Below are 17704 nucleotides of genomic sequence, written 5' to 3'. Positions count from 1 at the left end.
AAGCGAATTACCCTTCACATATTACGTGTATACGTCAGGCTCTCTGCACTGTCTGTATTTGTTGTTCACTTATAATAACAGCCAGCAGTAATCACGCCTAATAGGTGGGATTTTAATTATCACGAACCTTTAAAATAAACCCAATATATTCAAAAACGAGCCATGAAATTAAGGGTCATTAAATCAGCCTATATCCCCCTAAAAAACACATTACCATGATCACATCTTCGATTATTTTCTCATAATTATCTATTACAATAAATATTCCCAACAATAACGACACAATTAAAAATATAATTTTGATACCAAGGCAATCAACAAAACAAAATAAAATCAACAATAAAATCCGTTCGAGATCACACAATATAAAATAGCAACAATAATAACAAAGAAACCTAAAAAAATAACCGATATGGGAATGATAAGTTCCCTTATTCTATTTTAATGCATAAAAAATCCGGCATAATAAATACATACCGGATTATCACACTCGAACTAAATAATTGAGTACTTCCTTAATATATCAGTATTACGAAGCCTCCTCGTCATAGTGGATTGCCAACGCCCTATTCAAAATCTGAGCTAACGCGGTTTTATTTTTATCATCCTCCAATAAACTAAAATGATTACCCGGAGTAGCAATCAACTGAAGTGAAGTATCAGGCATTACCCGCTCCCAACCTAACGATGGTTCTATGTTAACGGACTCCGGCTTTTCATCCGTCACAAAAGAAACGGCAGGGGAAGATTCTGCCGCATAGAACTGATGCAACGTTATTGCTAATGCTGGCGGCTCATAATCCGCAACTATCTGCGCGTAACGTTCGATCTGCTGCCAACATTTTGCGATCACATCAGCACGCAGGTTTGCTGGATATAACGCCAATTCTTGCGCCGCAGCAATAAACTGCACCAAATTCAGCTCATCAATTCGCCGATATAACGCCGCAATCTTTTCTTTGCACGCCTCCCCTGACTGCCGGGCCAGCTCAGTAAGGAAATGATGTTTGGACTGCATGACCTCTTTGCCAAAATAATGAGGCGCAGGCGTATCAATCAACCCCAGGAAACTGACTTGCTCGCCAGCGCTCAAAAGCTGCTGAGCAATGGCATAAGCCAATATCCCTCCAGAAGAGTAACCGCTTATCCGGTATGGGCCTGCCGGTTGAACGGCTTTCATCAAGGCGATCATTCTGGCTGCCTGCGCTTCCATCGTTAACATCGGTTCTTCACTGATGGACGGCCAGGGCAGCGCATAAATCTGGTAGCCCGACGGGATATGCTGAGCCAGCCCGAAGACATAAGAATAATCACCCATGCCACTGGGAACAAAGAACAGTGGCAATCCTGCCCCATCAGGTCGCACCGATATAGCGCTGCTTTGCGGTTGAGACAATAAATCTGAGGTGATTTTCGATGCCAATTCGGCCAGCACCGGGAATTGGAACAAAGTATTTAGTGTAAAAATCAACCCTCGGCCAGCGGCAAGATTCATCATTCGCATCGCAAGCAGCGAGTGACCGCCCAACGCGAAGAAATTGTCATACCGGCTAACCTGCTCAATCCCCAGCAATTCACGCCAAATCGCCGCTAATACGGTTTCCGTTTCGCCTTGTGGCGCCTCGTAAACCTGACGGGCAAACGCTTCACTGTCCGGCTCCGGTAACGCATGACGATCCAACTTACCGTTTGGCGTCAATGGAAAAGCGTCCAGACGCACAAAGGCTGACGGCACCATATAGTCAGGTAAAATGGCATTCAAATGAGTACGCAAGCTATTCGCTAACCGCTCATCCGCTTGCGCCGCCACATAAGCCACCAAGCGTTTGTCCTGCCCTTCCCCCAACGCCAGCACCACAGATTGACTTACCGCAGGATGCTCCACCAACCGGGCCTCAATTTCACCCGGTTCAACCCGGAAGCCGCGAATTTTCACCTGATGATCATTACGCCCCAGGAATTCCAGATTGCCATCCGGCAGGTAGCGAACTAAATCCCCGGTGCGATACATCCGTGCATTTGGATTATCATCAAACGGATCGGTCAGGAAGTAGTCCGCGGTCAGTTCAGCACGGTTGAGATAACCCCGTGCGACACCAGCGCCCCCAATATACAACTCCCCCACCGCGCCTAACGGGACTGGCTGCCCCTGTACGTCGAGCAGGTAAACACGTGTATTCGGCAGCGGACGACCAATGATATTGGCCTGCCCCATCCCCTCGCTTAGGCAGGATGTCGTCGTGGTAATTGTGGCCTCAGTAGGACCGTAGCAATTAGCCAGAACAGGGTATTCACCGTGAACCGATAGCCAGCGTTGTAACTCATGATCAGGTATCGCTTCCCCACCAATGCAGATAATTCTTAGGCCCTGATAGATATCGCCTTGATTAACATTTGAGATTATCCGCCAGAATTGGGCTGGTATCGCAAGGTAGGTAATTTTATAACACTCGCACAGACGCCAGAACTCCTGCGCACTCAGGAGCCACTGATCTGTTCTCAAAACTAATTGTGCCCCCAAGGTTATTGCGCAAAATATTTCTGATGCGCAAACATCAAAAGAGGGGTTGCAAAATTGTAATATATGGTCAGATGCGTTAAGCGACCACTTCATGTTCAAAGAAGTAATTTGACTCACCAGTTGCCGATGTTCAACCATCACCCCCTTTGGCGTACCGGTCGAACCGGAGGTGTAAATCACATACGCCAGATGTCGTGAGGTCAATTCCGGTATCTGTGGATTGCTGTCTGGCAGGTCAGGCAATCTATTCGGATCAAGCACTGTCAGCCCAGTCAGCACGTTTTCGCCCAACACAGTACGCCCAACGGCATCAGCCAGTAAAATAACCGGTGAGACATCGGTCAAAATATGTGATAGACGTTCGCCCGGATACTCCGGGTCCAGCGGCACATAAGCCGCGCCCGCTTTCAGCACCGCCAATAATCCCACGACCATCGCCGGTGAACGTGTCACGCAAATCGCCACCCGCTGGTCCGGTTCTACACCTAGCGCAATGAGCTGATGGGCCAACCGATTAGCGCGGGCATTTAATTCGGCATAACTGAACGTTTGCTCCTCATACACTAACGCTGTCGCGTCCGGGCTTTGCTCTACCTGTTGTTCAAACAATTGATGAATACATAACGGGTTAAGATACGAGGTTTCCATCGCATTCCAGGTGTTCAACAGTAACGTACTCTCTGTTTCAGGCAGAATGTTCAATGTCCGTACCGGCGTTTCCGGGGTCTGTTCCAGCGCCGCCGCCAAGCTTTCCAGCGCCTGTTGCATATAGCCGCATACCCGTTCAGGCTCAAACGGTTGGATCACTTGAGCCGTCAGCCCTAACGCATCACCAAAATCTTCCACCGACAAGGCAAACGGGTAGTTGGTAAATTCCTGCGCTCCAAGGAATTCAACGCCGTCCATCGTTCCATCCAGAGGATCAGGCTGATCGTTATGTCGGTAGTTCAACAGAGCGCTAAACAGTGGAATACCATCCTGCACGCCGCTACAACGCTGAGCCAGCGCCAGTGAGGCATGTTCATGTTCCAACAATCCCGCTAACCGGCTATGTACTGCCTGTACACTATCACGCACCGGCGTATCATCCATATCCAGCCGCAACGGCAAGGTATTGATAAACAGCCCCATACCGCTGTCAACCCCTTTCCCCACCGCCATACGCCCAAATATTACGGTACCGAACACCACCTGTTGCTGTCCGCTGGTGCGCGACAATACCTGCGCCCAAGCTAGATGACATAACGCCGCCAGACTAACACCCAAATGTCGGGCCTGACTGCGCAAACGGTTATTTAGCTCAGGCGCCAGCATCCGCTGCGATTCCGTCACCTGCGAACCGTCACGGTGCACCTCCGTCAATCCGAACGGCAGCGTCGGTTCATCCACCCCGGCTAACATGTCAGTAAAGAAGCGGATATGCGCTTCCTGACTCACTCCCAGCCGGGCCTGCGCCACCAAATTGCGGAAAGGCGTCGGCGTCGGCAGGCTCTCCTCCTGTCCATCCAGATAAGCTTGTACTTCACGGTTCATCACGTCCAGCGTGGTATGGTCGCCAATCAAATGATGCAGCAGTTGCAGTACAATCCAACGGCCATCAGTTTCCTGTGCCACCACAAAGCGCAATAACGGAACTTCACTCAGGTCCAGACGATGGTGACGGGGATCAAAACGCTCAGCCAATTGCCCGCTAACCGGTCCATCGACTGGGTTCAGTGTCAATTCAGTCACCGACAAGGATGCCTGACGCCAAACCACTTGGGCGGGCACTGACAGCCCTTGCCAGATAAAGGCGGTACGCAGGATATCGTGTCTATTAATCACCTGTTGCACCGCCGCCAAATAACGATCCAGCAAAGTTCGCTCGGTAAAGACCATCTGGCCGGTTAATAAATAGGGGTCCCCTTTGTTTGCCAATAAGTGATGGAACAAAATACCGTCCTGTAACGGCGACAGGGCATAGATATCCTGAATATTGGCAACCCCGCCCGGCACTTGCCCGACAATGAGGTCAATGTCAGTCTGAGTCAAATCAATCAGCGGCAACATTTCCGGCGTCAGCGCCGTGGTTGTCGAGAGGATAACATTAGTCGGCACAATGACGGCCTGATGCTGTCCCAACGTTTGCGCCAAATCTGACAGCACCGGCGACTGGAACAGATCACGCGCCGCCAGTGTCAACCCCAAGTGACGCAGGCGTTCAATCATGCGTACAGCGAGTAGTGAATGGCCGCCCAACGCAAAGAAGCTGTCATACCGACTAACCTGTTCAATCCCCAGTAATTCACGCCAAATCGCCGCTAACCTCATTTCCGTTTCGCCTTGTGGCGCTACGTAAACCTGACGGGCAACGGCTTCACTATCCGGTATCGGCAGCGCCCGACGATCCAGCTTACCGTTCGGCGTCAACGGAAACGTATCCAAGCGCACAAAGGCCGACGGCACCATATAGTCAGGCAAAATTTTGCTCAGGTAATCACGCAAACTATTCACCAGCCCGTTATCCTCGGGCGCTACCACATAGGCCACCAGCCGTTTATCCGACCCATCACCTAGCGCCGATACAGCCGCCTCACGCACCGCCGGATGCTCCACCAGACGCGCCTCAATTTCTCCCGGTTCAATGCGGAAACCGCGGATTTTAACCTGCTGGTCATTTCGGCCCAGGAACTCCAGATTACCGTCCGGCAAATAGCGAGCTAAATCCCCGGTGCGGTACATGCGTGCCTCTGGGTTATCACTGAACGGATCGATCAGGAAACGTTCGGCGGTTAACTCAGGACGATTGAGATAACCTTGGGCTACCCCATCGCCACCGACATAAATTTCACCGATCACACCCAGCGGTACCGGCTGACCATACGCATCCAGCAGATAAACCCGGGTATTGGCTATCGGCCGACCGATAGGTATCCGGCTCACTCCCTGCGGTAATGTTTCGATAGGATACATGGTGGTAAAGGTGGTTCCCTCACTCGGACCATAAGCCTGCAATAATTGTTGTGGCGGACGATTATCCAGAACCTGAGCAATCACCTGTAAATCGGGTATATCTCCGCCAAAAATCAGGATCTTAATTTGCGGCAGAATGGGAGATAACTCTGCCGCTAACCGGTTAAACAACCCGATAGTCAGCCATAGAACCGTGATGCGGCGCTCCTGTAAAGTCAGCACTAACTCCTGTGGCGTCAATAAGGTGGCGCGGTCGATAACCACTAAGGCACCACCGTTAAGCAACGGCGCCCAAACTTCAAACGTGCTGGCATCGAAAGCCGGATTAGCCGTAAAGGCCACTCGATCCTCCGGCCCGATGTTGGCATAGCCATTATTAATGACCAGCCGAACCATAGCACGATGCTGCACCAAAACCCCTTTGGGTGTGCCAGTCGAACCAGAGGTATACATGATATACGCTAACTCGGCGCTGGAACGCGGTAAATCAGGGTTGATACGATCTTGCTCGCTGTTCGCACTTTTTTCATCCGAGATACGCAACCGCGGAATAGTCAAGTTAGCCGGAATATCAGTCCGTGTATCCGTGAGCAACAATTTGGCTGCACAATCACTTATCAGCCAATTTTTCCGCTCATCCGGCATACTGGGATCAACCGGCACGTAAACAGCGCCAGCTTTGAGAATCGCCAATTGAGCCACCACCAGCTCCATCGAGCGCTCTAACAGGATCGCAACATGGTCATTCGGACGAATTCCCTGTTCGATTAACTGATGGGCCAACTGGTTAGCGCATGTATTCAGTTCCGTATAGCTTAAGGTTTTATCTCCCGCTATTAGCGCCGTCGCCTCCGGGGTCTTCTCTACCTGCTGCTCAAACAATTGATGAATACATAACGCATCAGGATAAGCGGTTTTCGTGGCGTTCCAGGTTTCTAATAACAGTGTACGTTCTGTTTCAGGCAAGATGTTCAAGGCGCGTATCGGTGTCTCCGGCGCTTGCTCCAAAGCTTCCACCAGACTCTCCAGCGCCTGTTGCATATAACCGCATAGACTCTCCGGCTTAAACGGTTGCACGACCTGAGCCGTCAGCCCCAGAGATTCACCAAAATCCTCCACCGATAGCACAAATGGGTAGTTGGTTCGCTCCTGTGCGTCAAGAAATTCAATACCGCTGATCAGTTCATCTGACGTTGCCGATAAAGCATTGTGCCGATAGTTCAACAGTGCGCTAAAGAGTGGCGTACCGCTGGCAACCCTACTGCAACGTTGAGCCAGCGCCAGTGACGCATGCTCATGCGCCAGTAATCCGGCGAGTCGGGTATGGGCGGCTTGCACGCTATCCCGTACTGGGGTCTCATCGATATCCAGCCGCAACGGCAAGGTATTGATAAACAACCCCATGCCACTGTCAGCACCGCTTCCCGCCTGCATACGGCCAAACAGCACAGTACCAAACACGACACTCTGCTGACCACTGGTACAGGACAACACCTGCGCCCAAGCCAGATGACACAACGCCGCCAGACTGACGCCCAAACATCGGGCCTGACGACGCAAACGATCATTTAGCTCAGGAACCAACATCCGGTAGGATTCCGTCACCTGAGAACCATCACGATGCACCTCCGTCAGCCCGAACGGTAACGTCGATTCCTCCACCTCCGCCAACATCTCGGTAAAGAAGCGGGTGTGTTCTTCCTGACTGACGCCCAACCGAGCCTGCGCCACCAGATTGCGGAAAGGAACCGGCGTCGGCAAATGCTCCTCTTGCCCTGTCAGATACGCCTGCACTTCGCGGTGCATCACTTCCATCGTTTCATGGTCGCCAATCAAGTGATGGTGCAATTCCAGTAACAACCAACGACCATCCGTTTCCTGCGCGATAACAAAACGCAGTAACGGGGCTTGACTCAGGTCAAGACGATAGTGAGCGGGATCAAAACGCCGGGTTAACTGGTCGCTGACCGGACCATCAGCCGGGTCCAGAACCAGTTCAGTCACTGACAATGGGGCCTGACGCCAGACCACCTGCGCCGGCATTGACAATCCTTGCCAGATAAAGGCGGTACGTAAGATATCGTGCCGAGCAATGGTCTGTTGAATCGCCGCCAAATAGCGATCCAACAGCGCCCGGTCAGCAAAAACCATCTGGCTGATTAACAGATACGTATCACCTTCACTCTCCAGTAGATGGTGGAACAAAATACCATCCTGCAACGGCGACAATGCATAAATATCCTGAATATTCGCCATCCCGCCCGGTACCTGTCCGACGATACGGTCAATATCAGCCTGAGTTAAATCAATCAGCGGCAACATCGCCGGTGTCAGCACCGTCGTATCCGATGTAATACCGTTGTCAGGCACCCGGATTTCATCATGCTGAACCAGAGACTGAGCCAAAACACAGAGTGTTGGATGTTGGAATAGCGTTTGTACCGATACACCCAGACCAATACGCCGCAATCGTTCAATCATGCGCACGGCAAGCAATGAATGGCCGCCTAAAGCAAAGAAACTGTCATGCCGACTAATCTGCTCAACGCCCAGTAACTCACACCAGACAGCCGCCAGCATCGTTTCTATCTTCCCTTGCGGAGCTTCATAAACTTGACGAGCAAACGCCGCCTCTCCCGGCGCCGGTAATGCCCGGCGATCCAGCTTGCCATTCGGCGTCTGCGGGAAGCTATCCAGCCGTACAAAGGCCGCCGGTATCATATAGTCAGGTAAAACTGCTTTCAGATGTTCACGCAAATCAACCGCCAATCCCTCATGCTCTTGTGCCTCCACATAGGCCACCAGCCGTTTGCCCTGCTCATCATCCAGCGCCAGCACTGCCGCCCCTTGCACCGCCGGGTGTTCCACCAGCCGAGTTTCAATTTCCCCCAGTTCAACCCGGAAGCCGCGAATTTTAACCTGTTGGTCGTTACGACCGAAGAATTCCAGCTCACCGTTCGGCAGATAACGCGCTAAATCTCCGGTGCGATACATCCGCCCATCAGACATCGGACTAAAGGAGTCTGGTATAAAACGTTCCTCGCTCAGTGTCAGTCGATTCAGATAACCCCGAGCCACACCCACGCCACCGATATACATTTCGCCCACGCAGCCCAATGGCACAGGTTGGCTGTATTTGTCCAACAGATAGACACGAGTATTTTGAATCGGTCGACCAATAGAACGATCGTCTGCCGGGGATACTATTTCTTTACAGGTCGCCGTCACGGTATTTTCCGTCGGACCATATGCGTTCAATAGCTGAGGCCGGTGGCCTTCCTGCCTAAACCACTCCTGAATAGCGTTCTTTTTAACCGCCTCACTGCCAATGATGATCAGTCTGAGACACTCAGGCAGCGATAATCCGTTGTCTCTAGCCGCCAGTTCAGACCAGAATAAAGTCGGCAGAAACATCACCGTGATACGGTTTTGCCGGGCTAAAGCAATAAATTCCGCCATTGAAGCCAGCCAGCTATCATCGCGAATCACCAGCGTGGCGCCGTTGCATAATGACGAGAAGCACTCTTCCACTGAAACATCAAACGCAAACGCCGCAAATTGCAACACCCGGTCTTGCGCAGCGATGGCATAGATTTGATTAACCCCCAGATAACGTCGATACACCGCCTGATGTTCTACCATCACCCCTTTCGGCTGCCCGGTTGAACCGGAGGTGTAAATCACATAGGCCAGATGCTGTGGTGTTAATGCCGTCACTAATGGATTGCTGTCCGGTTGGTCAGGCTGGATAGTCGGGTCAATTACCGTCAGCCCGGCCAATGCCTCGTCACCCAGTGCGGCCTGTCCGATCGCATCAGCCAATACCACTGATGGGGCAGTGTCATTCAGGATATACGTCAGACGCTCCGCCGGGTAGGTTGAATCTAGCGGCACATAAGCTCCACCGGCTTTCAACACCGCCAACAATGCCACCACCATCGCCGGTGAGCGTGTCACGCAAATCGCCACCGGTTGTTCCGGCGTTACGCCACATGCAATCAGTTGATGGGCCAACCGGTTGGCGCAGGCATTTAACTCGGCATAACTCAGTGTCTGCTCTTGATACACCAGTGCCGTGGCCTCCGGGGTTTTCTCCACCTGTTGTTCAAATAACTGATGAATGCATAACGCCTCTGGATATGGGGTCTCCGTAGCGTTCCAAGTTTCCAGTAATAATGTGCGTTCCGTTTCCGGCAGGATATTCAGTGCCCGTATTGGTGTCTCTGGGGCCTGCTCAAGGGCTTCCACCAGACTCTCCAGCGCCTGCTGCACATAACTGCATAACCGATCCGGATCAAACGGTTTCACCACATGAGCGATCAGCCCCAACGTGGCGCCATCATCTTCCACTGACAGTCCGAAGGGGTAGTTAGTGCTCTCCTGTTCGCCCAAGAATTCAATCCCTTCCATCATTTTATCCAAAGGAACCGACTGATCATTATGGCGGTAGTTCATCAAGGCACTAAAGAGCGGCGTACCGCTGGCAACTCCACTGCATCGTTGAGCCAGCGCCAGTGAGGCATGTTCATGTTCCAACAATCCCGCCAACCGGGTATGTACTGTCTGTACACTGTCCCGTACCGGCGTATCATCGATGTCCAGCCGTAGCGGCAGGGTATTAATAAATAACCCCATGCCATTATCTGCCCCTTCTCCCGCTGCCATGCGCCCAAACAGGACGGTGCCAAACACCACTTTCTCCTGACCACTGGTACACGACAGTACTTGCGCCCAAGCCAAATGGCATAACGCCGCCAGACTGACGCCCAAACGCCGAGCCTGACTACGCAAGCGGTTGTTCAAGCTGCCCGTCAGCAGTCGATGGGATTCTATCTCCTGAGATCCATCACGATGCACATCCGTCAGCCCGAACGGCAGCGTTGGCTCATCCACCTCCGCTAACATCTCGGTAAAGAAACGGGTATGCGCTTCCTGATCTCCCCCTAGCCGGGCCTGCGCCACCAGATTGCGGAACGGTACCGGGTCAGACAGGCTATCCCCTTGTCCGGCAAGGTACGCCTGTACTTCACGGTTCATCACTTTCATTGCGGTATGGTCGCCAATCAGGTGATGCTGCAATTCCAGTAACAACCAGCGGCCATCGGTCTCCTGTGCCACCACAAAACGCAACAGCGGGGCCTGACCTAAATCGAGACGATATTGACGGGGATTAAAACGTTGAACAAGTTGATCACAAACCGGACCATCAGCCGGGTTCAGCGCCAACTCAGTCACCGACAAAGATGCCTGACGCCAGACTACCTGAGCCGGTACTGACAACTCTTGCCAGATAAAGGCGGTACGCAAAATATCGTGGCGGTCAACCACCTGTTGCACCGCCGCCAAATAACGATCCAATAGAGACCGGTCAGCAAACGCCATCTGGCTGACCACCAGATAGGGATCACCTTCGCTTGCCAATAAATGGTGGAACAAAATACCGTCCTGCAACGGCGACAGGGCATAGATATCCTGAATATTAGTCATCCCGCCCGGTACCTGCCCGACGATACGGTCAATCTCAGCCTGAGTCAGATCAATCAGCGGCAACATTTCCGGGGTAATTTTCGTTGTCGCTGACGTAATGACATTCGGCGGCACCGCCATAACCGATTGCTGCCCCAGTGTTTGTGCTAATTCAAACAACACTGGCGACTGGAACAGGTCACGCACTGCCAGCGTCAACCCCAGGTGACGCAAGCGTTCAACCATCCGCACAGCCAACAACGAGTGGCCGCCCAATGCAAAAAAGCTGTCATACCGGCTGATGTGTTCAATCCCTAGTAATTCACGCCAAATCGTCGCCAGCGCAATTTCCGTTTCGCCTTGCGGCGCAGCATAAACCTGACGGGCCAAAGCTTCATTGTCCGGTGTCGGCAATGCCCGGCGATCCAACTTACCATTCGGGGTTAACGGAAACGCATCCAGACGCACAAAGGCTGTCGGCACCATGTAATCCGGTAAAATAGCACTCAGGTGATCACGCAGACTCATCGCCAGCCCCTCATGAGCCTCCGCCGCCACATAGGCCACCAGCCGTTTTTCCGGCCCATCGCCTAACGCCGACACAGCCGCTTCACGCACCGCCGGATGCTCCACCAGACGATTCTCAATCTCCCCCGGTTCAATGCGGAAACCGCGGATTTTAACTTGTTGGTCATTACGGCCCAGGAATTCCAGATTGCCATCCGGCAGATAACGAGCCAAATCCCCGGTTCGATACATGCGTGCATCCGGTTGATCACTAAATGGATCTGTCAGGAAACGTTCAGCAGTCTGATCAGGGCGATTAAGATAGCCGCAAGCAACCCCATCTCCCCCCACATAAATCTCACCGATCGCACCTGTCGGCACCGGCTGACCGTAAGCATCCAGCAGATAAATACGTGTATTGGCTATCGGCCGACCAATGGGTATCCGAGTCACTCCCTGCGCTAATGCCACGATAGGATACATGGTAGTAAAAGTGGTTCCCTCACTCGGACCATAAGCTTGTAATAACTGTTGCGGCGGGCGATTATCCAGAACCTGAGCAATCACCTGTAAATCGGGTATATCTCCCCCGAAAATTAGGATGTTAATCTGCGGCAGAACCGGCGATAACTCTGCCGCCAGCCGGTTAAACAACCCGATAGTCAGCCACAGAACCGTGATGCGGTGAGCCTGTAAAACCCGCACTAACTCCTGTGGTGTTAATAACGTGGCACGATCAATAACCACCAATGCCCCGCCATTGAGTAACGGCGCCCAGACTTCAAATGTGCTGGCATCGAAAGCCGGATTAGCCGTGAAGGCAACTCGATCATCCTGACTGATTTCGGCATAACCATTATTAATGACCAGCCGGACCACCGCACGATGGGGCACCAACACCCCTTTGGGGGTCCCGGTAGAACCGGAGGTGTACATAATATACGCTAAATCAGTGCTGGAATGCGGTAAATCAGGGTTGAAGCAATCTTGCTCTCTGCTCGTGTCTGTCTCATCCGAGAGACGAAACAGCGGAACCAAGAGGCCGACCGGAATCTCAGATTGTTCATCAGTAATCAGCAACTTAGCTGAACAGTCATTTATCAGCCAATTCTTCCGCTCATCCGGCACACTGGGATCAACCGGCACATAAACAGCGCCGACTTTCAGAATAGCCAATTGCGCCACCACCAGTTCTATCGATCGCTCTAGCAAAAGCGCAATATGATCACCGGGACGAACCCCTTGTTCGATTAACTGACGAGCTAGCCGGTTAGCACAGGTATTCAGTTCTGTATAGCTCAGAGCCTTATCTCCTGCTATCAGCGCCGTTGCTGTTGGAGTTCTCTCCACCTGTTGTTCAAACAGCTGATGAATACATAACTGTTCAGGATAAACGGTTTCCGTGGCGTTCCAGGTTTCTAACAACAAGGTACGCTCCGCTTCCGGCAGGATATTCAATACCCGAACGGGCATTTCCGGGGTTTGCTCCAGCGCTTCCACCAAACTCTCCAGTGCCTGTTGCATATAACCGCAGAGGCTTTCCGGATCAAACGGTTGCACTACCTGAGCCGTCAGCCCTAGAGTAGAACCGCCATCCTCCACTGACAATACAAACGGGTAGTTGGTTCGCTCCTGTTCGCCCAGGAATTCAATTCCGGCCATTGTTTCATCTAAAGGATCTGGCTGCTCATTGTGGCGATAGTTCAACAGGGCGCTAAAGAGCGGCGTACCGCTGTCAACCCCACTGCCTCGTTGGGCCAGCGCCAATGGCGCATGCTCATGCTCCAACAATTCAGCCAGCCGCAAATGCGCCTCCCGCACACCGTCCCGTACCGGGGTCTCATCCATATCCAGCCGCAGCGGCAGGGTATTGATGAACAATCCCATTCCTTCCCCCACGGCCATGCGCCCAAACAGGACGGTGCCAAATACCACTTTCTCCTGTCCGCTGGTGCGCGATAACACTTGCGCCCAAGCCAGATGACACAACGCCGCCAGACTGACGCCCAAACACCGAGCCTGATTGCGCAGACGGTCATTTAGCTCAGGAGCTAACATCCGATGAGATTCCGTCTTCTGAGATCCATCACGATGCACCCCCGTCAACCCGAACGGCAACGTTGGCTCATCCACTGCCGCCAACATATCAGTGAAGAAACGGGTATGCGCTGCCTGACTCACTCCCAACCGGGCCTCAGCCACCAAATTACGGAACGGCACCGGCGCAAGCAAATGCTCCCCCTGTCCGGTAAAGTAGGCCCGCACTTCACGATGCATCACTTCCATCGTTTCATGGTCGCCAATCAAGTGATGCTGCAATTCCAGTAAGAACCAGCGGCCATCGGTTTCCTGAGCGATAACAAAATGCAGTAGCGGCGCCTGACTCAAATCAAGACGATACTGCGCAGGATCAAAACGCCGGGTTAACTGGTCAATCACTGGGCCGTCAGCCGGATCTAGCGTCAGTTCTGTCACAGGCAACCGAGCCTGACGCCAGACCACCTGCGCCGGGGCTGACAATCCTTGCCAAATAAACGCCGTCCGCAAGATATCATGGCGATCAATCGCCTGTTGCACCGCCGCCAGATAACGATCCAGCAAAGAGCGGTTAGCAAAAGCTACCGGATAGAGCACCAGATAGGGATCGCCTTCCTGTTCCAACAGGTGGTGGAACAGGATACCGTCCTGCAATGGCGACAACCCATAGATATCCTGAATATTCATCATTCCCCCCGGTACCTGCTCGACGATGCGATCAATGTCAGTCTGAGTTAAATCAATCAGCGGCAACATCTCCGGCGTCAGCGCTGTGGTGGCTGGAGTGATGACGTTAGGCGGCACGATCACAGCTTGATGCTGCCCCAACGTTTGAGCCAATGCCGACAGCACCGGAGACTGGAACAGATCACGCGCCGTCAGTGTCAAACCCAGGTGACGCAAACGCTCAATCATCTGTACGCCGAGTAGGGAATGACCACCCAACGCAAAGAAACTGTCATGACGGCTGATTTGTTCAATGCCCAATAATTCACGCCAGATAGCCGCCAAGGTGATTTCAGCCTTGCCTTGTGGGGCTTCATAAATCTGACGGGCAAAATCGTCTTCCCCTGGCGCAGGCAACGCCCGACGATCTAACTTGCCACTCGGGGTCTGCGGGAAGGTATCCAGACGTACAAAGGCCGTCGGCACCATATAGTCAGGTAAAATAGCACTCAAGTATTCACGCAAATCAGCCGCTAATCGCTCATTCGCTTCCGCCTCCACATAGGCCACCAGCCGCTTGCCCTGATCGCCATCCAATGCCAGCACCGCCGCCTCTTGTACCGCCGGGTGTTCCGTCAGTCGGGTTTCAATTTCCCCCAGTTCAATTCGAAAACCGCGGATTTTAACCTGCTCATCGTTGCGGCCCAAGAATTCGAAATCACCGTCCGGCAGGTAGCGGGCCAAATCCCCAGAGCGATACATCCGTTCGCCGGATACCGGACTAAAAGGGTCCAGCATAAAACGTTCCACGCTCAATGCTGGCCGGTTAAGATAACCCCGAGCCACACCCACGCCGCCAATGTACATCTCGCCTACGCAACCTGCGGGCACCAGTTCGCCATATCCGTCCAACAGATAGATACGGGCATTTTTAGCCGGTCGGCCGATAGAACGGGCATCTTCCGGGGATAACACATCCTTATAAGTTACCGTCACGGTGTTTTCCGTCGGGCCATAACCATTCAATAACCGGGGCCGGTGGCCTGCCTGTTTAAACCACTCCTGAATGGCGCTCTTTTTCACCGCCTCACCCCCAATGATGATGAGCCGGAGACAATCCGGCAGCGGTAATCCAAGATCTCTGGCTGCCAGTTCAGACCAGAATAAAGTCGGCAGTGACATCACCGTGATACGATATTGCCGGGTTAAGGCCACAAATTCTGGTATCGAGGCCAGCCAGCTATCATCCCGGATAACCAGTGTGGCTCCGTTGCATAATGACGAGAAGAAATCTTCTACTGAAACATCAAACGCAAACGCGGCAAATTGCAATAGCCGGTCTTGCGCGGTGACAGCATAGGTGTCATTAAAGCCCAGATAACGTTGATAAATCGCCTGATGTTCCACCATCACCCCTTTCGGCTGTCCAGTTGAGCCAGAGGTGTAAATCACATAAGCCAGGTGCTGTGGCGTTAACGCTGGAATCTGCGGGTTGCTATCGGGCTGGTCAAGTTGGATATTCGGGTCCAATACCGTCAGCCCTGCCAGCGCCTGTTCGCCCAGCGCCGCCCGGCCAGCTTCATCAACCAGCACCACTGACGGCGCACTATCGCTCAGAATATATGCCAGACGTTCCCGCGGATAAGTTGAATCCAGCGGCACATAAGCCCCGCCGGCTTTCAACACCGCCAACAATGACACCACCATCATCGGGGAGCGTTCCACACAAATCACTACCCGCCGGTCTGGTGTAACGCCCAGCGCAATCAGTTGATGAGCCAGTCGGTTAGCACGAGTATTCAATTGCGCATAACTGAGGGTCTGTTGTTGATATTCCAACGCCGTGGCGTGCGGGGCTTGTTCTGCCTGTTGCTCAAATAATTGATGAATACATAATGGGTCAGGATAAGAGGTTTCCGTGGCGTTCCAGGTTTCCAGCAGCAGGGTACGTTCAGCCTCAGACAACAAATTAAGCTGCCAGATAGGAACTTCCTCTCCCTGCCTTTTTGAAGCTGCCAGCATCTGTAAATGTTCACCCATGCGCAGAACCATTTTCGTGCTCAAGCGGTTTTCATCGTAAATCCAACGAAAACCGCCCTGCGCATTGATTTGGAGCGTCAGTAATTCGCCCAGCGTCGCCTGATCACACGGCCTACCTTCCGCTATGACAGAAACCGCAATCCGCCACGGACAATGAGTTGTCAATGCCGGAATAGACCACAATGAAGGAGAGCGCGAAAGGAGATCTCGACTAAATGTGTGGTACCGGCTCAACCGAGCCAACTCACCATCCAACCAGTTCGCTGCCACATGCCAGGGCTTATCAAACTCCATCTCAACGACCATTGGCACCACCGGCGCCAAATCTGCCGACTTATCGTTTACTCCATCCACGCACCAACCAATTTGGAATATCGTCTGCTGAGTCAGACGCGCAAGATAGATAACGAATGCCTGCAACAACGTTCGTAATGGCTCCTCTGCACCATCTTTTGGCAACGGGGACTGCCAGTCACTGATTACCCAACGGGGTTCCGCTTGTTCTCCCGTGGTTTCAAAAGGTAATTGTAGGGGTTGCAAAGCAGCAAGACGTTCACACCAAAATGATTCACTGGATGTAAACACCTGGGGAATATTCTTTACATTCTGAGTCGGTGGCAAAATATTATTTACGTTGGTTATATTTTCTGATGTTTGAGAGAGGAGTTCAGCTTTAAAAGCACTTCCTGCTTGAGTAATGCTATCTTTCATTTACTACCTCAACGAATCTGTTAGAAATTTGAAAACTGTCATTTCTGACAACCATTACCAATATTTCTTTATCGCTTCTTGCCCCCAAGAAATAAAAACGGACACATCTGACATCAATTCAAGACATTCAGATACGGGATGCCACAGTCCGATTGACAACAATTAATTAACAATTTTTTGACGCTAATTTTCCTGACAACAGAATAAATAATTCATCTTAATAATCCGGAATAAAATATTTTATTTTTGTCTCTGTTTTTTAGATAAGTTCTATTAGTTGACTGCAATTTTAATTGGCTGACGTTGAATTCCATCATTTAAAATGGAATCGTTAACTGTATTTAATCATATGTAAATACCAAATCACTCCTGTATTTTATCTAATTTCCTATTAATATCTAGTTAAAATTATTTCAAAAACAAATTAAAAATTCATGAAGATAAAATGAATAAATTAACCATCAATTATCAAAAAATTTACTTTGATAATTATCTATAAAATAAATTTCTTATCTTAATAATTAACTAATATTTCAATTACAAATGTAACTTATTCAACATTTACACGCCATCCTATATATTCAATTATTTGAAGATATAAGCCTGGGTTAAAGTAATTCATAACACACTATTTTTCAACAAATAAATAATATGATTAATGTAAATACCGTAAACGAACCAATACAAATTAAAATTAAATTCATTATATTGTTTTATAATAACAAGATTATAAATTCGATATAAATATTATTATATTTAATACCATAAAGAAACAATTTAAAACTAGAAATGGCTTTATTGCAC

1 protein-coding gene is annotated in these 17704 nt (G+C 51.2%); it reads right to left on the bottom strand.

Annotated elements, in window-relative coordinates:
- Positions 1–529: 529 nt before the first annotated feature.
- Positions 530–16900: a non-ribosomal peptide synthetase gene (locus EAE90_RS19620; RefSeq protein ID WP_214054911.1), complete on the bottom strand. Its 16371-nt coding sequence runs from the start codon at positions 16898–16900 to the stop codon at positions 530–532.
- Positions 16901–17704 lie beyond the last annotated feature (804 nt).

It is taken from the genome of Photorhabdus caribbeanensis, assembly GCF_018448885.1.
Classification (GTDB): domain Bacteria; phylum Pseudomonadota; class Gammaproteobacteria; order Enterobacterales; family Enterobacteriaceae; genus Photorhabdus; species Photorhabdus caribbeanensis.
This window is presented reverse-complemented; position numbering and strand designations above follow the sequence as displayed.